The sequence below is a fragment of the Spirosoma pulveris genome (assembly GCF_054781875.1).
Genome location: NZ_BAAGTO010000022.1, coordinates 1 through 20,954, shown reverse-complemented (window position 1 = coordinate 20,954; position 20,954 = coordinate 1). Strand labels below are relative to the sequence as shown.

Annotated in this window: 18 protein-coding genes; 12 read left to right on the top strand and 6 right to left on the bottom strand. The window is 43.0% G+C overall.

Going from position 1 to position 20,954, the window contains the following annotated elements; translation table 11 throughout:
* Window positions 1–43: 43 nt before the first annotated feature.
* From ACYVJM_RS30790 to ACYVJM_RS30765, 6 genes are all read left to right on the top strand, one after another.
* The gene (locus ACYVJM_RS30790) at window positions 44–589 is read left to right on the top strand and encodes a transposase (RefSeq protein WP_461151966.1); all 546 of its coding nucleotides are present in this window, start codon (window positions 44–46) and stop codon (window positions 587–589) included.
* 380 nt (window positions 590–969) lie between these two features.
* Window positions 970–1,296, top strand: a complete 327-nt coding sequence (locus tag ACYVJM_RS30785) for a hypothetical protein (protein ID WP_461151965.1) — start codon at window positions 970–972, stop codon at window positions 1,294–1,296.
* On the top strand, window positions 1,289–2,173 hold the full coding sequence (locus tag ACYVJM_RS30780; RefSeq protein ID WP_461151964.1) for a hypothetical protein: 885 nt from the start codon (window positions 1,289–1,291) through the stop codon (window positions 2,171–2,173). Before ACYVJM_RS30785 ends, ACYVJM_RS30780 begins: the two co-directional genes overlap by 8 nt.
* 220 nt (window positions 2,174–2,393) lie before the next feature.
* Window positions 2,394–2,750 carry a hypothetical protein gene (locus ACYVJM_RS30775; protein ID WP_461151963.1) on the top strand — a complete coding sequence of 119 codons (357 nt, stop codon included), beginning with the start codon at window positions 2,394–2,396 and terminating at the stop codon, window positions 2,748–2,750.
* A gap of 680 nt (window positions 2,751–3,430) precedes the next feature.
* Window positions 3,431–4,237 (top strand): sensor histidine kinase, encoded by an 807-nt coding sequence (locus tag ACYVJM_RS30770; RefSeq protein WP_461151962.1) that lies wholly within the window; start codon window positions 3,431–3,433, stop codon window positions 4,235–4,237.
* Entirely contained in the window at window positions 4,234–4,881 is a 648-nt protein-coding gene (locus ACYVJM_RS30765; RefSeq protein ID WP_461151961.1) for a response regulator, read from the top strand. The genes ACYVJM_RS30770 and ACYVJM_RS30765 overlap by 4 nt, the downstream gene beginning before the upstream one ends.
* A gap of 312 nt (window positions 4,882–5,193) precedes the next feature.
* Here ACYVJM_RS30765 and ACYVJM_RS30760 read toward each other — a convergent pair whose 3' ends face one another.
* Complete coding sequence (locus tag ACYVJM_RS30760) at window positions 5,194–5,880, bottom strand: IS630 family transposase (RefSeq protein ID WP_461151981.1); 687 nt, start codon at window positions 5,878–5,880, stop codon at window positions 5,194–5,196.
* Entirely contained in the window at window positions 5,868–6,332 is a 465-nt protein-coding gene (locus ACYVJM_RS30755; RefSeq protein WP_461151960.1) for a helix-turn-helix domain-containing protein, read from the bottom strand. The genes ACYVJM_RS30760 and ACYVJM_RS30755 overlap by 13 nt, the downstream gene beginning before the upstream one ends.
* A gap of 492 nt (window positions 6,333–6,824) precedes the next feature.
* Between ACYVJM_RS30755 and ACYVJM_RS30750 the strand changes: the two genes are divergently transcribed.
* Complete coding sequence (locus tag ACYVJM_RS30750; protein WP_461151959.1) at window positions 6,825–8,897, top strand: NACHT domain-containing protein; 2,073 nt, start codon at window positions 6,825–6,827, stop codon at window positions 8,895–8,897.
* A gap of 492 nt (window positions 8,898–9,389) precedes the next feature.
* Here the strand turns inward: ACYVJM_RS30750 and ACYVJM_RS30745 are convergent, their stop codons facing one another.
* The gene (locus ACYVJM_RS30745; protein WP_461151958.1) at window positions 9,390–10,037 is read right to left on the bottom strand and encodes a response regulator; all 648 of its coding nucleotides are present in this window, start codon (window positions 10,035–10,037) and stop codon (window positions 9,390–9,392) included.
* 548 nt (window positions 10,038–10,585) lie between these two features.
* On the opposite strand from ACYVJM_RS30745, the gene ACYVJM_RS30740 reads away from it, so the two are divergent.
* On the top strand, window positions 10,586–11,110 hold the full coding sequence (locus ACYVJM_RS30740) for an antitoxin Xre-like helix-turn-helix domain-containing protein (protein WP_461151957.1): 525 nt from the start codon (window positions 10,586–10,588) through the stop codon (window positions 11,108–11,110).
* A 4-nt stretch (window positions 11,111–11,114) separates the two neighbouring features.
* Complete coding sequence (locus ACYVJM_RS30735; protein ID WP_461151956.1) at window positions 11,115–11,582, top strand: RES family NAD+ phosphorylase; 468 nt, start codon at window positions 11,115–11,117, stop codon at window positions 11,580–11,582.
* 318 nt (window positions 11,583–11,900) lie between these two features.
* On the opposite strand, the gene ACYVJM_RS30730 is transcribed toward ACYVJM_RS30735, so the two are convergent.
* From ACYVJM_RS30730 to ACYVJM_RS30720, 3 genes are read right to left on the bottom strand one after another with little or no spacing between them, the layout of a single operon-like run.
* Window positions 11,901–12,623 carry a LytR/AlgR family response regulator transcription factor gene (locus ACYVJM_RS30730; RefSeq protein WP_461151955.1) on the bottom strand — a complete coding sequence of 241 codons (723 nt, stop codon included), beginning with the start codon at window positions 12,621–12,623 and terminating at the stop codon, window positions 11,901–11,903.
* A 28-nt stretch (window positions 12,624–12,651) separates the two neighbouring features.
* Window positions 12,652–13,740, bottom strand: a complete 1,089-nt coding sequence (locus ACYVJM_RS30725) for a sensor histidine kinase (protein ID WP_461151954.1) — start codon at window positions 13,738–13,740, stop codon at window positions 12,652–12,654.
* Between the two features lie 3 nt (window positions 13,741–13,743).
* The gene (locus tag ACYVJM_RS30720; protein ID WP_461151953.1) at window positions 13,744–14,856 is read right to left on the bottom strand and encodes a sensor histidine kinase; all 1,113 of its coding nucleotides are present in this window, start codon (window positions 14,854–14,856) and stop codon (window positions 13,744–13,746) included.
* 283 nt (window positions 14,857–15,139) lie between these two features.
* On the opposite strand from ACYVJM_RS30720, the gene ACYVJM_RS30715 reads away from it, so the two are divergent.
* The 3 genes from ACYVJM_RS30715 (at window position 15,140) to ACYVJM_RS30705 (ending at window position 18,731) form a co-directional block, all read left to right on the top strand.
* On the top strand, window positions 15,140–15,589 hold the full coding sequence (locus tag ACYVJM_RS30715) for a hypothetical protein (RefSeq protein WP_461151952.1): 450 nt from the start codon (window positions 15,140–15,142) through the stop codon (window positions 15,587–15,589).
* A 351-nt stretch (window positions 15,590–15,940) separates the two neighbouring features.
* Window positions 15,941–17,332, top strand: a complete 1,392-nt coding sequence (locus ACYVJM_RS30710) for an FAD-binding oxidoreductase (RefSeq protein ID WP_461151951.1) — start codon at window positions 15,941–15,943, stop codon at window positions 17,330–17,332.
* Window positions 17,333–18,125: 793 nt separating this feature from the next.
* A complete protein-coding gene (locus ACYVJM_RS30705; protein WP_461151950.1) occupies window positions 18,126–18,731 on the top strand; it encodes a recombinase family protein in 606 nt (201 codons plus the stop codon).
* The last annotated feature ends 2,223 nt before the right edge of the window (window positions 18,732–20,954 follow it).

Here is a 20,954-nt window from a genome sequence, read left to right as displayed (position 1 = left end):
ACGGGAGTTCGTTAAATTCAGACGCATTGAAGCGACCAAGCCTTTGGAATACCTGTGCTGGGATATCAAATATGTCTGGATACAGGGGGAACGAAGGAATTACTATCTGCTGAGTGTCATTGATGTGTACAGCCGCAAAATTCTGGACTGGTTGTTTCAAAGCAGCATTTGTCAAACCGACTTAATCAATCTTTTTCGACGCATAAACCGGAGCCATGAACTGAAAGGGGTCATTTTGCGCAATGACAATGGCAGCCAATTCATCGCTCATTCGGTACGTAACTTTTTGAAAAGCTCCGAGATCAAGCAAGAATTCACGCACGTGGCCACTCCTGAAGAGAACTCGTATATTGAAGCGTTTCACAGTATTCTGGAACATGATGTCATCGAACGAAATGAGTTTGCCAGCTATTACGAAGCCAAAGCAATGCTAGGCCGTTATTTTTTCCATTACAACCGCACGGGCGGCCCCGCAGCATCGGCTACACCGTTCGATTGGCGTCGTAACACCCCATCAAAAATGGGAAGAAGCACAGGTAGTTTACGACACAACCTTTTCAGAAAATCTGTCCAGTTAATAGGGGGCTAACACAACTTTCGCTCTTTGGAATATGGAAAACAGACAAAAGTATATTGTACTGCAGTAAATAACCATTTAAGCCGGTCTAGTCTTGTGCGGTTCTGTTACCTTACAATTCAGGATGAATTAGACTGATAATAGTTGTTTTTTAGTGTAAAAATATAATTATGAGTAACACATGCCTATTTATCATATTCTGCTAAAATTTCATCCACCTAGCCAATCACATGTAAAAGCATAGTTATTGCTCGTGGTCAACAATGATGAAAACGGTATTAATCCCCTTCTAAAACGGGGTTTTTCCCCTGAATGTGAGTGATTCTTTCAACTAATATTGTGCCAGTAAGGATCGGTTATAAACATTGTCTTTTTTGAAATCATAAACAACTATGGCAATTCCAATATTTTCCTACAGGATATCTTTTGACACGCGGCCACTGATTAGCAAGGGTATACTGCATATGAAATTCGGATCTGGGCAGGATGTGGTAATTCCGAATTTAGACGCTGGACAAACAGCAGCCGTAGCAACAATTCTCAATGGGCCAAGTCCAGAATATGACCCGGCTAGTCAGACAGTTTCATCAATACGGATCATTCGCGTTCCAGGTGCTGCTGACATTGCTGAATTAGTGATTAATGCATCAGTTGAGCATGGCTTTCAGGATGTAAACGTAGAGGTCGACAAACCCCATAACCATGACGATAATGGATAAAATAATTCGTATTCTATGTGTGGTATGTTTATTGACTCTGATGATGTCTTGTGGCACTTCCAAACGTGTTTACACGGGTAATCGTCTTTATAGAGTAGCGCAGGTAACGTCTGCGGCTGGTGTAACAACCAAAGAGCTAGAAATATTCGAATCCGATAAACCAGCAGAGACTAGTTTCATGGACAAATCAGATCATCTTCTCTTCAGCGCAATACCCAGTAATTTTAAGCCTCAAATACAGGTTATAATTCCGACAAATAAGGAAATAGATTATACTCAATTTTTACCTTCATCAACAGCCGTACCTGTAGGTGTGCAATCTTATGGCAAACCATTTTATACGGTCTCGGACCTTGATTCAAATCCAAAAAAAGTATTTCAATATGGTGATGGTAAATTTGTGTTGCAAGCTATTAACGTAACGCTAAAAATTAGGCCTAAATCGCAACGAGATATATCGTATTATCCTGCAACTTACACTGCTTCTCAGATTCAGGCAGCTATAGACTCCTTTCCTACTCAGGCAGAGGCAGGTATCAATTTAGGTTTGGCTTTCGGATATAAGTTTAATTACAATCGTTTCAGAGTTGTAAAAGATGCATTCGGACGTAATACTAATCAATTCTCTGTAGCGCCTGCTGTAATGCTGGGTACGGGTGTTACAGATATTACGTCTACCAATACACGTATTCTGAGATTGGTTTCTCGAAAGGAGCCATTTTTTTCGTTTGGAGGAGTCGTAATGATCGGATTCAATAACATTAATATCGGTTATGCAACGGGTTGGGATTGGGCCATTGGCGAACATGGAGATCGATGGATTTATAGTGGTAAGCGATGGAATGGTATTGTTATCGCTTTAGATGTGATCAAATAATACTAATCGTATATCAACTGTTAAATGGTGGATCTATTACCAGATTTGATAAAAAATACCATCTACAAAATTATGTCGAATGATTCCCAGTTGAAAATGGCTTTTCTGATTCCTATAGTTAATATGGTTATGGTTCTTTGCTGAGCAGGTTACTAGCATTTTGTTGGTGACTGCGCTCGTTTATGTGATAGGTATTTCCTCATTATTAACTAACTTTTTTATGGCAAACACTATTCTATTATCGAAAGACGAGGATGTCGAATGTCCCCAGACCCAGCGAGAAATTAATGAAGCCGTGCAACGGTTTCGTAACTCTATTCTAGCCGAGTATACGTACCAGTATCGTCGTGGTGATCTTAACTTGCAAATGGGTTTTGATTTTCCTATTGAGAAAATGCTTGCGCTAATAAATAATCCCGAATGTGAAAAAATACGAATATTATTTACTGTAGATGGGGGAGATGCAGAGGGAGATGGATTTCTTTCTGTTGTCCTATTCGGTTTGGGAGCTAATCGTCAGCCTTTATTTGATAATGTTACTTTCGAATGTTGTGGTGAACCGCCAACCGAAACCTAGGATAGGCTATTTAAGTAATTATTTAAGACTTGTTTTAGATGATTAAAATAACTGAAGACTTCGTGCTCTATGGCACTCTACATTTTATATTATTCTGTAAATCTGATAGCCTGCTTATTTTGTAGTATCCGGTGGTATAACGAACGACTTGGTTTACGCTGGCAATGGGTTTACCTGCTGCTAAACTTACTGTCGGAATTAGTGTGTCGGTATATGGGAAGCCAGGGATATGATTACACGTTTCTCTATCATATCATTATTCCTATTGAATATGGGTTCCTATTAATGGTTTTGGGACCTGTTGTAACAAACCACCGAATGCGTCACTGGACTTACGCTAGCGGTGTTGCTTTCGCTGCAGTATGCTTGCTGAACGAATTATGGTTAGACAATTTCTTCGTTTATAGTTATGACTTCCTGCTCCGTTGCGGATTAGTAACTGTACTGGTTAGTTATTACTTCTACGAACTCTATCATACTGAGGAGATAACCGAACCCACACGCCTTCCTGAGTTTTGGATTAGTGTTGGTTTTTTGTTTTTTTGTCTGGGAACGTTCTTTCTAATGGGGCTATATGCCTTAGTTCGGCAAGCTGACGCACCTTTAGCGAAACAACTTTACCGGGTGATCATGCCAATCCTAAACGTATTGCTCTATTCTGCTTATGTGGCCGCTGCCTTATGCAACCGGAAAAAATACAGTTACTCCTAGTCGGGTTAATTGGTACCCTATTGTTGCTAGTGTTAGGAGCGCTGGTTGTTATATTTCTTTTGGTTTTCAAAGCACGCCAGCGACGAAACCGACTTCAGCAAGCGGAACTTCAACGTTCCTATGAACAAGCTATTTTGCACGTGCAGCTTGAAGTTCAAAATATGACCATGCAGCAAATTGGTGAGGAATTACATGACAATATCGGTCAATTGCTTTCGATTGCACGCATCAATCTGCATATTGTTGAAGAAGCTGGTATACCTTCACCTCAAATAGTAAATATCCAGCAAGCCAATGAACTTGTTGGGCAGTCAATTCACGAACTACGAGCTCTAACCAAAAGCCTTGATGGTGATTTCGTAAAGGATTTTGGCTTGCAGGACAGCTTGGCACAGGAATTAAAGCGAATCCGGAATACGGGCCGTTATAAAACTGAGATAAATGTAAGCGGTACCTCATTCTCACTCGGTTTCCAGCGAGAGATTGTTTTATATCGGGTAGTCCAAGAACTTATCCAGAATACCATTAAACATGCTGCTGCAACGCAAATAACCATCCAGTTAAATTTTGAACCAGATTTGTTTAATCTAACTCTACAAGACAATGGCAAAGGGTTCGATTACTTGTCGATAATTCAAAAGCCAATAAACCAATCTGGTGCCGGCCTGCGGAACATTTATCGTCGCATTAATCTTATTGGTGGTTCTTGTGCCTTCGATTCGGCTGTAGGTCATGGAACGAGTGTGGTTATTTCTATTACTAATCCAACCCTATGAAACACACTATTGCTATTGTGGATGATCATGAGTTGATCGCTAAAGCTATTACCGGCTTAATTTATAACTTGGAAGAATATGAGGTAATGTATGAAGTAGCAAATGGCTTAGAGTTGATTCGTAATTTTAATCTGAATCAAGTGCCAGAAATCGTACTTCTAGATATCAACATGCCTCAGATGGACGGCGTGGAAACATCGCTCTGGCTGAAAAATAATTATCCTGAAGTAAAGATTTTAGTTCTGACAATGAATGACAAAGAAGAATTCATTGTAAAAATGCTTAGAAATGGATCGAGGGGCTATCTACTTAAAGATTGCAAACCGTTTGAATTAAAGAAGGCATTGGATGCAATAACTCAAAAAGGGTTTTACTATACGGATTACGTTACTGACAGACTAATAAAAAGTCTTAACCCAGATAAACTTATTGACCCAATTCAAGAGCTGGGTTTAAACGAACGAGAACTAACTTTTATTCGGCTAGCCTGTGAAGAACTAACATATGTAGAGATTGCTGACCGAATGTGTGTAAGCCCCCGAACTGTAGATGGTTACCGGGAAGCTGTTTTTCAAAAATTAAATGTCAAAAGTCGATCTAGCTTAGTGTTACAAGCGGTGCGCTTAGAGATATTTCGATTGTAAAGCTTCAGTATAGCTTACTAAATTTTAGGTAGTGGTATATAGATATCTTTGTGAATGGTCTTAGAAGCAGTCTCCTATAAGCATTGTGGACAAACCCAACACGTCAAACAATATGGCACTACCCGCGCTGGTACCCAACGCTACCGATGCTTTGACTGGGGTCGAACCGCACCGGCGGCCCGGCTCTGTCCAAACCTACACCCACAAGGCTTTATTTTGTTTCGCATGAGCCAACGCTTCTTGAAGCTGAGGACGACTATTACGGTTACCGCTCTCGACTTAGATAAATTCTTATACTAGTACTCTTCCAATTTAGAGGTTAGATAAGTCTGGTTTGTTCATTGGGTTGACTTTCTCATACCAGCTTTTGAGTTTGTCCTCGGCACTACTCACTGTAAAACTCCAATGCACTTTAACCGCCCGTTTGTTGCGTTCAGTAGCCCATAACTCAACCTGACGAGCCATTTCCTCAAGACTGCCAATCCGTCGATTCAGACACTGACGGGCTAAGGCTGAAAACTCGATCTCCGCTATGTTCAACCATGAACCGTGCTTGGGGGTGTAGTGAAAGGCCAACTTGCGAGTTAAACCGCGGGCTTGGCTCAGTGGCAGATGTTCATAAAAAGAGCCGTACTTATGCGTATTCAGATTGTCTTGAACCAAGTCAATATACTCAACGTCAGCATAATAAGTAGTCACGACTTGGTGCATAAACTGAGCGTAATCCGCCTTGGTTCGCTGCTTTCGCGTTTGTGTATAACGTAGGCCTTTGTCTAGATCGTAAGCTAATAGAACTACTGCTGTGCCTTGCCGAATATATTCGTTGTCTTCTTTAGCTGCTTTTCCGTGTTTGACCAATGGGGGAGCAACAATATCATCAAGCAATTGACACGGCCGTTCGTCAAAACATAATCGCGCCCGGCCTGGTGGCGGTGATTGGTTATAAACGGCCAAAACGTTCTCCATTTTGGCCAGATACTCCCCATCTACCTGCCCGATGCACCACTGCTTTTTGAGCCAGGGCTTGAGTTTGCTTTTTTTAAGGCCAAGCGCACCGATTCATCATCAATGTGGATGTCAAGTCTGACTAACCGCTCATTGATCAGGCTCGCTGTCCAGCGAGTACGGCCGTCAGGAGCCTCACTACAAGCCAGTTGAGTAATGTGAGCTTCTACCTGCTGAGTCACTTTGCGGGGCTGACCGGGTCGGGCTTTCTCACTAATGGCTCTTTGCAGACCCTCTTCTCGATAGCGTTTGCGTAAGTTAAAGACCGTAGCCAAACTGATACCCAGCGATTGGCTGATCTGCTGGGGGTGTTGGCCTTGATGGGAGAACTGCAAGGCTCTAGCCCTGGTCAACTTGCGGGCTGATTCTTTGCCTTTACGAACAAATTGATCAAGTGTTGTGAGATCGGCTTCCGACAGCACAAACAGTTTAGCGATTTGGCCCATGTCGGAAAGATAACTACTTTTATCTAACCTCTAAATTGGCAAAGCACTAGTTGCGCCTGGTTACCGATAAAACAGCGAGGCCAGCGTACGCTGACCTCGCTGTTTGGTTGACACTCGATAATAGGCGACGTAGGATAGTGGCTGGCTTTCTATCAAAAAGTGAATTAGACCACCAATATAGGAGCAATACATACTTTGTTACGAATGTTAAACGACCGTTCAAGATTTGTAACGAAGCAACCGTTCACTAACATATATCAGTAATTTTTATCTCCATTTGTGTTTTTACAAGCTATGAACTAACTCAGTAACTCATGCAATGTCAAATGTGTAAAAGGTTGATTATTAGTACACTACACAAAGAAAATTGATAAAAGTGAGGTAGATCTATGTATTTTTAAAATTCCGTCTAAGATTAAAAGGTGTTCCACAAGAAAAAGTAAAAGCTCATCAATAACTGAATAATGCATAACAATAATACTAAAAATCAAAATGGAACTACCAATACCTGACTTAGATGATACAAGTAAAGAACTAGTGAAAAGTGCTGCAAGTGCTCTTTCTAAAGAGCTTTGGAAAAATATATCTGGCTGGTTAAACCGTAAAACGAAAGAGTATGATGTTTTCAGTTTAGGTTTAGAAAGATACATTACAGAGGTATATACAAAATATAATTATATAAAAATTTTTGGGATGAGACCATTTCCTTTAAAGGATTTGTACGTTCGTGCTTACATACGCGAAAAAAACACTAATCAATTATGGTATTCATTAAATTATTTAGAAAAAAAATTTGACAGAAATCAAAGGATTAGGTTGGATGAAAGAAAACTTTTAGATATAAGCGAAATACTGGATAAACTAGATAAATTTGTGTTATTAGGCCATCCAGGAGCAGGTAAAACAACTCTTTTAAAATATATAACGTTACAAAATCTAAAGCCTGATCGTAAGAATATAAAATTACCAATATTTGTAAGTTGTAAGGATTTTTCAGATTACATCTCTACAGTCGATTTAAAAAAAATTGATATTAAAACTGATAAATTTATAAAAATTTTAATTGACTATATATCGATAGAACTAAGCAGTTGTAAATTTGAGGATTCTATTGATTTCATCAATCATAAATTATTACAAGGAGAGTTTATAATTCTGTTCGATGGATTTGACGAAGTTAACCAAGAGAACAAAGAAATAGTCACGAAATCGATCATTAACTTTACTAATAAATTTAATGGTAACAAATATGTAATAAGTTGCAGAATAGCGGCATTTAATTACGATTTTGATAGATTTACATCTGTTGAACTTGCTGAATTTATGCCGAATCAGATAAGAAAATTTATAGATAATTGGTTTTATGATAATTATTATACAGGAGTTACGTGTTGGGAAAAGCTACAAAACACACCTCAGCTTCATGAGTTAGCATCTTTACCACTGCTACTAACATTAATTTGTATTTATTATGAAGAGAAAAAAGATTTTCCAAAAAATAGAGCAGAATTATATAATAAAGCTATTCGTGTATTACTTAAAGGTTGGGATGATACAAGACGAATTAAAAGAGATGAAATATATAAAAACCTATCTGTAACCAAGAAAGAATCTTTATTTAGTAAAATAGCTTTTGAAACATTCAAAAAAAATGAAATTTTTATAAAAGAAGAAAATTTAATTAAGTTAGTAGATAAATTTATATTAGGTGTAGATTACCTTAATAAAGAGATACTTGACTACGAGAATAATAATATAATAAACTCTATAGAAGCGCAGCATGGTATCTGGGTAATGCGGTCTAATGGGGTTTACAGCTTTTCTCATTTAACAATTCATGAATATTTCGTAGCCAAATATATAGTTGATAATATTCATGAAGGCATATTAAAAGGTTTAGTATTTGATTATATTTTAAACGATCAATGGAGGGAAGTATTCTTGCTTGTAGCTTCAATGCTTTCTGATATAAATAGTTTTGCTTCTTACTTAAAAGAAAAAGCAAATACAATTATTTCAAGAAGCCAACCTTTATTGAGTATAGCAAAACATATATCACAAATAGACGAAGCAAACAGTTTCCAACTTAAAATTTTTATTTTACTTTGGTATTTAACGCTTATCGATTGTACACTTGCTGGCATTGGATTTGCAAGAAATCTCAACAGGTACATACAAAAAATAAAAGATTTTGATAGTATAATGTCGAGTGAAAGCAGTTCGATTGTAAAATTACTTACTATAGGTGCTAGTGAGTTAGCTCCTGATAGGGACGCTAATTATAAGTTAGATTATACAGAAGAACAAGCTTTTAAACGAGCTACTTATCTTTCTAGTTGTTTAGAAATTTATATATCTTCTCAAGAAGAGTTCTCTTTTGTTACAGATGTAAGTTTCTTAACTGAATCCGCAAAAAATACATGTTTAATTATTAAGCAACTACCAGAGTTAAATCATTATCTTAATTATTTTAATTATTGCGTGGAATGTATGTCATTAAGAGATGAGCCTGAAGTATATAATGATTTTTTTTATAGTCTATTTCGATGTGAAGTCATTGAATAAATGAATTCATAATAGTAAAGATTTTCTAATTTCAACATGTTTGGGGAGTGGCCAACATTCGTACGAAATGTTCCATGAAATAATCTTCATAAAGCTAAGCGCCTAGAAATGTGCCAATTAATTAAATAGTAAAGGAAACGTTCGATTTCTTTACTGAGCCAAGGTTTAGAAAATTGATAACATTTGAGCCGTTTCCTAGGCAATAAAGTCGGTCAATAAATTAAAGTAATCTTTCAGTCAACCCATGTTGAGTTCTTTTACTAGCAGAATTGACCTGATGGAACATTTCGTACGAATGTTGGCCACCCCCTAGTAATGGCAAGAATAATGAGTTGAATCGTAAAGTGCACTAATCAAATTAAGTGCCCAGCCGCTGGTGGACAATCAGCAGAAATTAGTGAAGGCAAAACTTAAAGAAGCCTGATTATTCCTGAGCATAAAGCAGAAAGGGAACTGTTGGTGAGTAAGGATGTAGTTGTCAATTAGCAGAGACTACAACGTTATCCAGCCCCTACGCAGCGCTTCCAAAACCAATCCCACACGAGAGCGTACCTTCAACTTGACAAAAACAGATTCGCGGTACTGCTCCAGCGTAAACAGCGGTATATCCAGTTTATCGGCGATCTGCCGGTAAGTCATTTCGCTACCGGCCATTCGTACAAATGACATCTCCTGTTCTGTCAACTGGTCCTCCGCCTTTTGAAGCTTTTCTAAGCTACTACGCTGACCATCGCCTTTCGAAGAAGTTAAGGAGATTGGAAAATGATAGCCCTTCGTTACCACATCATGCATTGCTTGAAGCAAATCATCAGGCTGACCTTTTACCAGGTAACCATGTGCTCCGCTACGTATTGCCTGAATGACATCTTCTTTTAAATCAGATATGGTAACGATCAGCACACGAATTGCTGGATAGAGTTGTCGCAATCGAGCCGTTGTTTCAAATCCATCCATACCAGGCATATGTAAATCAACCAGAGCTAAGTCAGGAGTTTTGTCAGCCCTTAGAAGTTGATTTAATAGATCGTTACCGTTTTCTGCTTCCAGGAGCACTTTATACCCAACCGAATGGCGTATTAAGTCAATCAACGCTTGCCGAAATAGGCGGTGGTCATCAACGATGGCAACAGTAGCAGGCATAAGTGGTTGATCAAGAGTGAATTAGGAAAATACAGGGAGCTGGATTCTCTACTTATCAGGGGTCAGTATGGGACTACTTGAGTGGATTAACAGTTGCTAAAAGTTCGATTTGAAAACGTTTTCCCAAACGGTTCTGGTATTGGCCCTTCCGAACCGTCTATGTCACCGACAAAAAGTGGCGTTCATTCGGGCAAGCGTTTTCGTGAACAAAATCATTAAATCCTTTACTTGTATTTTTACAAGGAATAGTCAATAACTCCCGTCAATTTTTAGTACATTAAAAATACTACCTTTCCTGTATGGCTTCTGCTAGATTAGATGTTCAATTCTCAACTACCGATCCCAAATTTGAGGAGCCGATCTGGATACTGAATCTATGTTGTGCCGACGTTCAGCTGGGTAGTCAAACACCGACATTTTAATGGTAAAAAGATGATGATTCATACAGATAGCCTATTCTGTTTGATTTGTGCACACGAGGAGAAACGTTTAGTGCAAATTTGCCATTTATATTTTGTAGTTTTGCACTATACATTCATGCCTAGCTTATGCAAGCGGTTCTGCCAGTTACCAGCATTATCAGTCAAGCCCGGCAAGGGGTTCTGCGTCGACGCGTCGATGAAGTCGCTCGCTTGGTGGGTCTCACCGATAAAGAAATGGCCCGTATCCTGAATATGTCCATCAGGGGACTGCATGGGAAAGCGACGGCGGCACGATTGAGTCTGGCCGCGAGCGAACGACTCTTGCTGCTGGAGCGCCTTGTTCAACGAGGACTTACCGTTTTTGACGGGCGAGTTGAGCTGTTGGCACGTTGGCTACGCACGCCACTGGCTGAATTGGCTTACCGGCCAGAGACGGACCTAAGCCAACAGGTAATCCCCCCGGGCTCTCTTCGAGATATGGGTAGCTTTACTCAACCCGTTCAGCCAGCTTCTAAAGCAACGACCCCTCCTTTGTCGAATGATGAGCTGGCCGTAATAGCCCAATCTCCTTTAGCCGTGTTGGATACGGTATCGGGTTTCTCACTGGCCGAAGATGTACTGGGCCGTATTGAATGGGGTATAGCCGGGTAAGTGAATGGAAGTCTATCGCATCAACAAAGATCCTTATCATCGGGAGCCTTTATCCGTGGTGGGAAGCCATCGACATGGTGGCCGTTGGAATCCCAAAGGTATTGGTATCCTTTACACCAGTCGTACACCCGAATTGGCCTTGCTGGAAACGTTGGTCCATTTGCCTCCCTTAACCTTAGGGGAACTGCCTCAACTGTGGTTGACTACCCTGCGTTTGCCTGACGAAGCCGACAACGTCTTTTGGCTTGATCCTGCCAAGCTACCCTCTTATTGGAAAAGTGGCACTTTAGGCGAAACGCAAACAATACTAACCGAATGGCTGCAAGCGCCTTTTTGCTTAGCTATAGCGGTGCCTTCGGTCATCTTAGAGATATCTTACAATCTGTTGTTGCACCCCCAGCATGCTTCCTTTGCGGATCTGGAAGTCGTGAGTCAATCTCCTATATTACTAGATAGCCGGTTGCGTAAATGAATCATTTCGTGAACGCTTTCAGAAACTAAAAACAAGAGTCAGGCTATTTCTCCACTCAACAAATAGCGTCTATTTGGCCAAGTTTTTTAGTAAATGATTTCAGGACGAGTCTCATTATAATAAATTGTTCACTAATATTGAAATGTAAAGTTTATTAATAACATTTGTCACCCGTTTTCGTCCCAAAAACGGCTATGACCCGTCCGATAGTCCGCCTAGTGGGGCAAATGAATGGCCGATGACCCCACCCTTACCTATTCACAAACTACAGGCATGGGGTACTGAAGAGATTCTTGTGTTTCTGGCGAGATGGCTGCCTCAACTAACCCCCAGCACCCGCTCTACCTCTTTTTGATACAACCGACCGATGGGTAACTCTTGCCGCGCAACCTCGACGTGCCGGGGTGTATAGGTCGAAACAGAGGCCACTGCTACGATAAATGACCGATGTACCCGTACGAACTGATCGGCGGGCAACATCACTTCAAGTGCACTGATAGTTTGCTTGACAACTAAGGGCTTACCGGTTGTCGTGAAAATCCGGACGTAGTCTTTCAGACTTTCTACGTATTGAATCTCTCTGGTCATCACCTTCACTAATTTACGGTCGGCCCGGAAAAACAGAAATCCGGTTTCAGTGGAACGAAAGGGTTCCTTTGCGGGGATGGGTGACGTCACTGGCGTGTCCATTGTTTTGAGCACTTTACCAACCCCCCGCAAAAACCGGTCGAAGGGAATGGGTTTGAGTAGATAATCGATTACGTCTAACTCGTAGCCATCAAGGGCATATTCCCGGTAGGCAGTGGTGATAATGACCGGGGGTGGATTGCGCAGCGTTCGCAGAAAATCGGTGCCGATCAGTTTGGGCATCGTAATGTCTAGAAACAGCAGGTCAATGGGTTGCTGCTGGAGCACCTGAAAGGCTTGCAGGGCGTTTTCGCAGCGGGCAGCCATGGTCAGCCCCTCTACCGATTCGATGTAGAGCTCCAGTACATCTAAAGCCGGTGGTTCGTCATCAACGATCAAGCAACGTAGTGTCATAGTCGGCTGAGGATTGAGGCTTGGTATATTAACTGACTAGCGATGTGGGTGATTCCAAGATGGGGAGCGTCAGCGTGACAATATAAGCGTCGGATTCTGCGTGTACCTGGAGGTCATAGCAATCAACGTAGTGAAAGTACAATTGTTTCTGTATATCAGCAAGTTGGTTTGTGTTATCGGTCAATTTATCCATCTGTCCATCAATAACTCTCAGCGTTACTTGTGTTTCAGTCATGGCTAGATCAATGCTTATCCAGAAAGGTTCGTCGGTCTGTGGGTTAGCCTGTTCGGTCGGGAGCCGACGAAATGCTTGTTCAACGAGCTGAAACAACGAAAGGGGCGCCACCGCCCGCTTACCTGGAATACCCCGAACAGAAAACGATACTTCCAGTCCCACTGGGTGAATGGATCGCTGTAGTGATACGTAGTGTTCAATGAATTCTGTTTCTCTTAACAGAGGCATCCAGTCGGTCTGGCTTTCGTAAAGGACGTAGCGCAGAAAGTGGGCGAGCTCAAGCACGACTCCCGGAGCCAGTACAGACTGTTGCTGCGTAAGCGTGTGCAAGACTCGCAGAGAGCCGAACAGGAAATGGGGGTTTAATTGCAGTTTGAGGAGTTGAAGCTCGTGCTGAATTTTCTCGCGTTCGAGCCGCTGGCTTTCCTGCTGTTTCTGTCGCCACTGGTTAAAAAGCTTGGCCCCAACCATCAAACCGGCAATTAAGTTGCTTTCAAAGAAAATAGGACTTAGAAATGGGTTAGTGAGCTCAATGGTAGTTGCAAAATGGGATGGATCATGACCTATCCAACGCAGGAAGAATTGCTGTGCATATCCCAGAGTGCTATACAATAGCGAAGCCAGTATATTCAGAGCTAGTAAACCCACCCCAAACCAACCATATGCCCCCCTCAATAACGGAGGTAATAAACCATAGTTCACCGTGTACGTGTAGAACAAAAAGGTTAAAAGGCTAGCAAAAAATAGTTCGACCAAAAAAGGGATGGGATCAAAAGAATAGGCTTCTGGCTGGGTGAAAAAGCCGATAAAAAAGAAAAGAGTCACCCCTGCCCAGAATAGCAGGTGACGAATAAATCGGTTGGCAGGTCGTTGCAGTACCATGTTTTAATAGAGCGGGCTTCGGGCTAATTGTGACTGTTGAATCAATCCGGCTTTTTGATCGAGTTGAATCCTTAGCTCAACAACAAACCGCTCCACTTCAGGGCGAATGACTAATTTGTGTGCCTCAGGATAAAGCAGCGTTAGTCGCTTCTGGACATTAGCCAGGCCAATACTGCCTGTGTTTTGCCAAGTCTGGGCTACTGCTTTTCGATCTTTGCTATTTTCAATTCTAAACAGCATTGCATGACCAGTCATAATTAGCGCTAACTGTATGTGGGCCTGACCCGTTTGCTGAGCCGATCCATGTTTGAACGCATTTTCTACGAATGGAAGGAGCAGTAAGGGCGCAATCAGGTTTGTACTAATTTCACCTGTAACTGTCATCGAAACGATTAACCGGCGGCCATAGCGTAGCTTTTCGAGTTCAATGTAGTTTTCCAGAAAAAGTACTTCCTTCATCAAGGACACGTCTGGCTTATTACAATCGTGAATCATGTAGTGCAACATGTCTGACAATTTCAGGACCATATTGGGAGCCTGAGGCGAGCGTTTGAGCGTCAGCGAATACAAATTATTGAGGGTATTGAATAAAAAATGCGGATGGAGTTGCGCCTTCAGCACCTGCAATTCTATCAGCCGTGTTTCATGAGTCAGTTGCTGGTTTGCCTGCTTTCGACGATACCAGAATCGGTACAGGTTGATCCCTGCTGCCACGCCCGCAATCATTAAGGCAATGTACCAGTCTAACAATCCAATTGTTGCCTGGTAAGCTGGCAATAGACTTAGCTTACCGGTTTGAAGCGGAATTAGTATATAACCCCGGTAGAGCCCAATAAGCACCCAACTGCCAACCAGATATATCACCGTCCGGAGCACGAACCGATTATACTGCCCCCCTAAAGCCGGGGGTAATAGCCAATACAAAGCCAGGTAAGTGATGAATAGAGTATAAGGCCACAAAATCGCCGTCTCCTTCAGCCAGTCACGACCCGGTGTCCTTATTAGTTCATGAGCTAAATACGATAGCCCGGTCATCACAACCAGCCAGAACAACAAATGTCGCACCAGCCAAGGGCGAACTCGTATTGAAAAGAATGACTCGAACCAACGTATCATTGAGAATTTATTTGGTCGAAAAGTACGGTCGTTTTTAGGAATAAGCTATTCTATATCAAGTTTTTAGCTGAATGGTTTGTTTTTGATGATCAGTACCGTTCGGCAGCGACAAACGCCAATAACGGTTACTTAATGTCACTCGACCTGTATTGCACACGATGTGTCGGTCAACTGGCAACATCGGACGAATAAGCAAGCGCAAGCCTTTTCGGGCCCTATACCTTTACTTCACCCACTGGGCTCGGAACCGGATGAGTAAATCAACTTCTAAACAACTACTGTCATGCAAACGAACCGCCTTTTTCTGCGCTATCTTATGGGCGCTGTTTTTATACTGGTGCTCCATATTGGGCTGTTTTCGCCAGTCGTCCAGGCCCAGACTTTCGCCGGTCAGTCGGTGCTGACTGAGCCACCCGCCAGTTTGCGGGCAATTATCACGCCTGTTGCGAATTCATTGGTAGTTAGGATTCGCTTTGAAAACCAGGGGCGCGGCTCTGTTCAACTACAAATACGGGACAGGAAGGGAACCATTCTACTTGACGAATTGCAGCCAAAACGATTCTATGCGGGTCAGTTCGATCTGGCCTCACTACCAGCCGGGCTATATACCATTGAATTACGCACGCTGGATGCCCGTCATACCGACACAATCCGCATCGAACCGCCCCTATCTGGCCGTGTGATTGCCGTTTCAGAACCAACCGCAACGGAAAAAATGATCGTCAAACAGTAATCGAATTCTGCAACCTGGCGATGCCGTTTATCGCCGACAAACGGCGTTGGACGTAGCTGTTGCCATGTCTGACAGGCTAATTACTTTTTCGGTCGAACAAGTCAGCACGGCCGTTGAGTACCCATTACTTTTCGGACGATTAGGCGCTCCAATGACTTCTAAAATTAACTGCCTACGTGAACCAATCTACTCACATACGAGGCTTACTGAAGCCTTCCATCAGGTTGCTGATTTGGACAATCCGGAGGCAACGCATTCCCAATTACCAATCTCCTATACCTCTTCCCCGACCTCGTTGATGGCCAGACATTTTGCCATCGATTTCCTTTCACCCTTAACCTTCCATCACATATGGTAGCCAAATCGCCTATTTCTCAAATCAAAGCCGCTATGCGCGGGCAACTCATTGACGCTCAGCATGTCGACTATCACGCAGCCCGTAAGGTTCATAATGCCATGATCGACAAATACCCGGCCCTGATTGCCCGTTGCGCCGATGCTGCCGACGTGGTAACTGCCGTCAACTTTGCGCGCGAAAATAGTCTCCTGGTCGCTGTGCGGGGGGGCAGCCATAACGGAGCGGGCCTTGGCACCTGCGACGATGGGCTGGTGATTGACCTATCGCTCATGAATCAAGTTAATGTTGATCCAGACAGTCGCACGGTTCGGGTGCAGGGCGGCAGTTTGCTGGGCGATATGGATGCCGCTACGCACGCACATGGGTTGGCTGTTCCGTGCGGTATCAATGCCACAACGGGCATCGGTGGGCTTACCCTCGGCGGTGGGCTCGGTCACCTGACCCGTCAGTGCGGCCTGACCATCGACAACCTGCTCGAAGCTGATGTAGTGCTGGCTGATGGCCGGTTGGTGAACGTATCGGCCACCGAAAACCCTGACCTGTTCTGGGCAATCCGGGGCGGGGGCGGCAACTTCGGTATTGTTACTTCTTTTCTGTTCAAGGCTTACCCCATCAGCACCGTCTATGGCGGGCCGATGTTCTGGGAACTTGATGACACCAAAGAAGTCATGCAGTGGTACGAACAGTTTATCAAGCAGGCACCAGACGAAATAAACGGCTTCTTCGCCTTTTTGATGGTGCCACCGGGCGATCCATTCCCCGAACAGCTACACATGAAGCGGATGTGTGGCATCGTGTGGTGCTACACTGGCGACCCAGCCAAGGCAGAGGCTGTTTTCGAACCGATCCGGGCATTTAAAACCCCGTCTCTCGACTTGGTAGGTACGTTGCCTGTACCAGTGTTGCAAACCATGTTCGACGGTCTTTTCCAGCGCGGAATGCAGTGGTACTGGAAAGCCGATTATGTCAATGAGTTGAGCGATGCCGCCATTGATCTGCATATACAATTTGCGGCCCAGCTACCAACTATTTTTTCGGGGATGCATCTCTATCCGATCAACGGAGCGGCTGCCCGTGTTGGTAATGACGAAACGGCCTGGAACTACCGAAACGCAACCTGGGCGATGGTGATGGCAGGCGTTGGCCCCGATCCGGAAACCAAAGATGCACTCATTGCCTGGACCAGAAACTACTGGACGGCCCTGCATCCCCACAGCGCGGGTGGGGCTTACGTCAATTTTATGATGGAAGAAGGCGATGACCGCATCCGGGCCACCTACGGCACCAACTACGAGCGGTTAGCTGCGATCAAAGCCATATATGACCCAACTAATTTTTTCCGGGTAAACCAGAATATTCCTCCGGCCCAAGAAGGCCGTTTCTGATTCGGTATCGCCCGCAGGAAGGCCTTTCTTCAGGCTGTAGTTGCACTTTATCTGTGCTGTTTTCCCAACAAATTTTCCGGCAAAAAAGCAGGGCTGGACGTCCATTGCCAAAAGCTGATCCATTTTAAACCAATCAAATCCAATGCAAAAGTCTCCCCACGCTCCTTCTGGGCGGAGCACTGTTGGTCGCATTCAACCAGTGGGTCGGCGATCCGCTATAATAAGCCTTGTCGAGAATTTTATACATGCTTAAAGGCAGTCAACGTCGAATTGGCTTAAGTATAAGTGGTAAAGCGGTAAACTAAAAAGACATTCTGAATGGCATGTCTTTTTAGTTTACCGCTTTAATGGCAAAAGGGCTGATTCTGTCAGAGGCTTTTTCACAAAGACAACTCACCTTTATGCCATTTTACAAACGGTGATTGAAGAAATGACTTTACAAAGTAGAAAATGGCAAGCCCCTAACCGGTGTCCAATAATTAAAAGTCAAATAGTATTTTACCGCCATGTCAGCCATAGGGGAAATACATAGTAGATAATAAACTTTTTTGTACTTATCCTAGTAAGTGTACCGCAAAAGCAACCTTTTCGTGAACGGTTTCAGACGTGATTGATGATTAATCAATCAGATTAGTCATTTAAAGGTGAGCCCCTTTCTAAAAAAACTTAAAGGGATCATTTCTAGCCTTATAAACTGATAATTCTGTACCTTCAATAGCAACAACCTGCTTCCTGGATCGACAATAGATTTCTCCCATTCACGTCCTTGACGTGAGATAGACACTAGTACGTCATGAAGTTAGGTTATGCCCGCGTCTCTACGCAAGATCAAAATCTGGCCCTTCAGCTTGATGCCCTTAATGCCGCTGGTTGCTCGAAAATCTTTCAGGAAAAAGTTAGTGGATCTAAAACCGAACGGCCTGAATTAAAGAGGCTTCTTGAAATCATCCGGGAGGGGGATACATTGATGATTTGGAAACTGGATCGACTGGGCCGTTCCCTGAATCACTTGATTGAGATCGTTACTCAGTTGGAGCAACAACATATTGGGCTAGTGAGTCTGAACGATCCCATCGACACTACCACGGCGCAAGGTCGGCTCGTTTTTCGCATTTTCGCCAGTCTAGCTGAATTCGAGCGGGAAGTAATTCGGGAGCGGACTTTAGCCGGTTTAGCCTCCGCCCGGCGACGGGGTCAACTCTTAGGCCGACGCACAGGGCTATCCAAAGCCGGTGAGCAGAAAGCCCGCATTGGTGAAAGTCTGTACAAAGAAGCCAAGTACTCGGTCGAACAAATAGCCCGCGAATTACACATTTCTAAAACCACTCTGTATAAGTATCTCCGTCTACGCGGGGTTGACATTGGCACTTCAGCCCAAAATCAAACGGCTACCACTTAGAAAAATGCAGATGAACTGAATTTAACGTTTATTAAAGGACCCCCTTGTAAAGATGTTATAAGACAGAATTACGAATAACCACACCAACATACAAGAGAATGAAGTGAACAAATTTCATTTTTACAGCGGCAATCGCAGCTATGCCATTGCCAGGCTTCAATTCATCATCCACACATCACCACACAACCAACCAGCTAGAGCGTGACGACACGGCGCATCTTGACCGAGCTACCCCCCGCCGGTTGGAACGACTTCAACGAAAAGCTGACAAAGCACTCAAACAGCTTAGAGGAGCCAAATGACCAAGCACGATTTGCCGGATGCGGAACACGCGTTGAAAACCATGCCGGGAGATAGAGCATGGGTTTCGGAAAAGGCTACTTGGCTTCAGTTCAATCAAGATATTATCCGCTCAGCCCTCACCTCTCATGCCGAGTTATAGGCGAGGGCTGCGCGGTTGGTGGGTTTATTGCGTCAAATACAGCCATACAAAGATTGTATCATTTGCTATGCATCAACATGTTCAGAGCATGAAGGTAACACTGTGGCATTGGTATTTGATGAAGCCCTTGCCCAGCATGAAGCGCGGGAGAGGTCGACGCAGACGTAAGCGATGTCAACAACAAAAGTCGAAGCCATGAATAAATTTCATGATTGAGCATTCCAAGGGGTGCAAAACCCTCGACAAGAGCCGGGAAATTGACCGAACAATTCACCGGGTATTAAGCCAAGTAAAAGATATGCGCCTGGCCATCAGTCATTTACCGAAATCTTTTAAAAGAAAACCCTTCAACACGAGCGCATTGAAGGGTTAAATCTATATTTCATTGTATTTTAGCATTGCTGATCAGCTGTACCACCAGCCGACCAGCCCGAAGCCTCACCGGAGGTTGAGGCATTTTTTTTCACACTCAAAACATGTACCACCATGCAGAGAGCGAGAAAACCATCCTTCGTACAGCGAATACTAAGATGGTCCAAAAAGTATCAGCCATTGATCCAAACGGGCTTTGGCGTGATACGCACTGTTTTCTCGATGTTGATGTCCTACCATCGACACGAGTAATTCAGTTCCTTAGTCAGCGCCTCACCTTACCACAGGTGGGGCGTTTTGTTTTATTACCTTTTGGTTGCTTTTTGAATGCTTTTGTGTTTCAAAATTACGCCTTTTTCAAACGTATACAAATCTTGTACAAAATAATTTGTGCAAATCTCTTGCGTTTCTCAAAAAAAGATTTCGCTTTAATATTGATTTTCACGCTTAGACCATTTAACGTAAATTTCATTCTATGCGTAAATTTTTACTGCTGGGCAATCTTGGAATAATGCAAAAACGGTTTTAGCAGAAAATTAGATACAGCCTCTATTTTGTTAAAGAAGTTGTATAACTATTTTTTATGTTAACATACATTTACTATGACAAGCCATTCTATCACATTGGAAAAATCTAAAAATGTCACTTGTTGGTCGACTACTATTTTTTGGGAATGTATTCATTTCTCCATTGTATAACTGTGTGAAGATTTTTGTTCCGCCCATCACAAATGATCGGTTTTTTGGGATTCCATTGGCCAATTCTGTCTGGGCCGAACCCAAAACACAGCGGTTATGCGTTCAATAGAAAATTGTCATTAAGCGAACATATATGAAGCACAATGAGTCGCCTGTCAGTTATGGTTATGGAAACAAAGGGCTAACTCCAGAGAAAGTGAGTTGCATTATATTAACGCCCACACTGAGATCAATTGGGTAAATGATATTGTCTATCTTAATCAGATCGTCCACAAGCAACTTTCCGAGCCAGTCACATTCATGGTTGGGACGTTGAAATACATCGATCACATCCAGTTGCACGACGCAGAGCGCTAATATATTACCTTCTATTGGCCAGAAAGATTCTGCTTGTTTTGTTCCAAATTAATGAAGAGACTATCACAAGGGCAAAAACCGTTCAATTAAATTCAAGCTCAACTAAAAATGCTGAACGTTTAAACTGAACGGGTTCTTTGAACGCAAAAAGGCCCGTTCCCGGCCCTTCCCTCCTACACGGCCGCAGTTCAGAAAAACGTCCGTTTTACTCTTCCCACTGGGCGGAGTGTACCGTCCTAAAATAAGTTGACCGTTTTGAGTTAGTCCGATTCTATATTGACCATTTTACTGGTAGTCCTAAGTTAAGCTATTTCTCGGCCCCTGATTCGGGCGACTTATAGTAATTTTTCCAGC

Coding starts and splice junctions, on each gene's coding strand:
- ACYVJM_RS30785 (WP_461151965.1), top strand. CDS start 970: ATGGCAATTCCAATATTTTCCTACAGGATATCTTTTGACACGCGGCCA.
- ACYVJM_RS30780 (WP_461151964.1), top strand. CDS start 1,289: ATGGATAAAATAATTCGTATTCTATGTGTGGTATGTTTATTGACTCTG.
- ACYVJM_RS30775 (WP_461151963.1), top strand. CDS start 2,394: ATGGCAAACACTATTCTATTATCGAAAGACGAGGATGTCGAATGTCCC.
- ACYVJM_RS30770 (WP_461151962.1), top strand. CDS start 3,431: ATGCAACCGGAAAAAATACAGTTACTCCTAGTCGGGTTAATTGGTACC.
- ACYVJM_RS30765 (WP_461151961.1), top strand. CDS start 4,234: ATGAAACACACTATTGCTATTGTGGATGATCATGAGTTGATCGCTAAA.
- ACYVJM_RS30755 (WP_461151960.1), bottom strand. CDS start 6,332: ATGGGCCAAATCGCTAAACTGTTTGTGCTGTCGGAAGCCGATCTCACA.
- ACYVJM_RS30750 (WP_461151959.1), top strand. CDS start 6,825: ATGGAACTACCAATACCTGACTTAGATGATACAAGTAAAGAACTAGTG.
- ACYVJM_RS30745 (WP_461151958.1), bottom strand. CDS start 10,037: ATGCCTGCTACTGTTGCCATCGTTGATGACCACCGCCTATTTCGGCAA.
- ACYVJM_RS30740 (WP_461151957.1), top strand. CDS start 10,586: ATGCAAGCGGTTCTGCCAGTTACCAGCATTATCAGTCAAGCCCGGCAA.
- ACYVJM_RS30735 (WP_461151956.1), top strand. CDS start 11,115: ATGGAAGTCTATCGCATCAACAAAGATCCTTATCATCGGGAGCCTTTA.
- ACYVJM_RS30730 (WP_461151955.1), bottom strand. CDS start 12,623: ATGACACTACGTTGCTTGATCGTTGATGACGAACCACCGGCTTTAGAT.
- ACYVJM_RS30725 (WP_461151954.1), bottom strand. CDS start 13,740: ATGGTACTGCAACGACCTGCCAACCGATTTATTCGTCACCTGCTATTC.
- ACYVJM_RS30720 (WP_461151953.1), bottom strand. CDS start 14,856: ATGATACGTTGGTTCGAGTCATTCTTTTCAATACGAGTTCGCCCTTGG.
- ACYVJM_RS30715 (WP_461151952.1), top strand. CDS start 15,140: ATGCAAACGAACCGCCTTTTTCTGCGCTATCTTATGGGCGCTGTTTTT.
- ACYVJM_RS30710 (WP_461151951.1), top strand. CDS start 15,941: ATGGTAGCCAAATCGCCTATTTCTCAAATCAAAGCCGCTATGCGCGGG.
- ACYVJM_RS30705 (WP_461151950.1), top strand. CDS start 18,126: ATGAAGTTAGGTTATGCCCGCGTCTCTACGCAAGATCAAAATCTGGCC.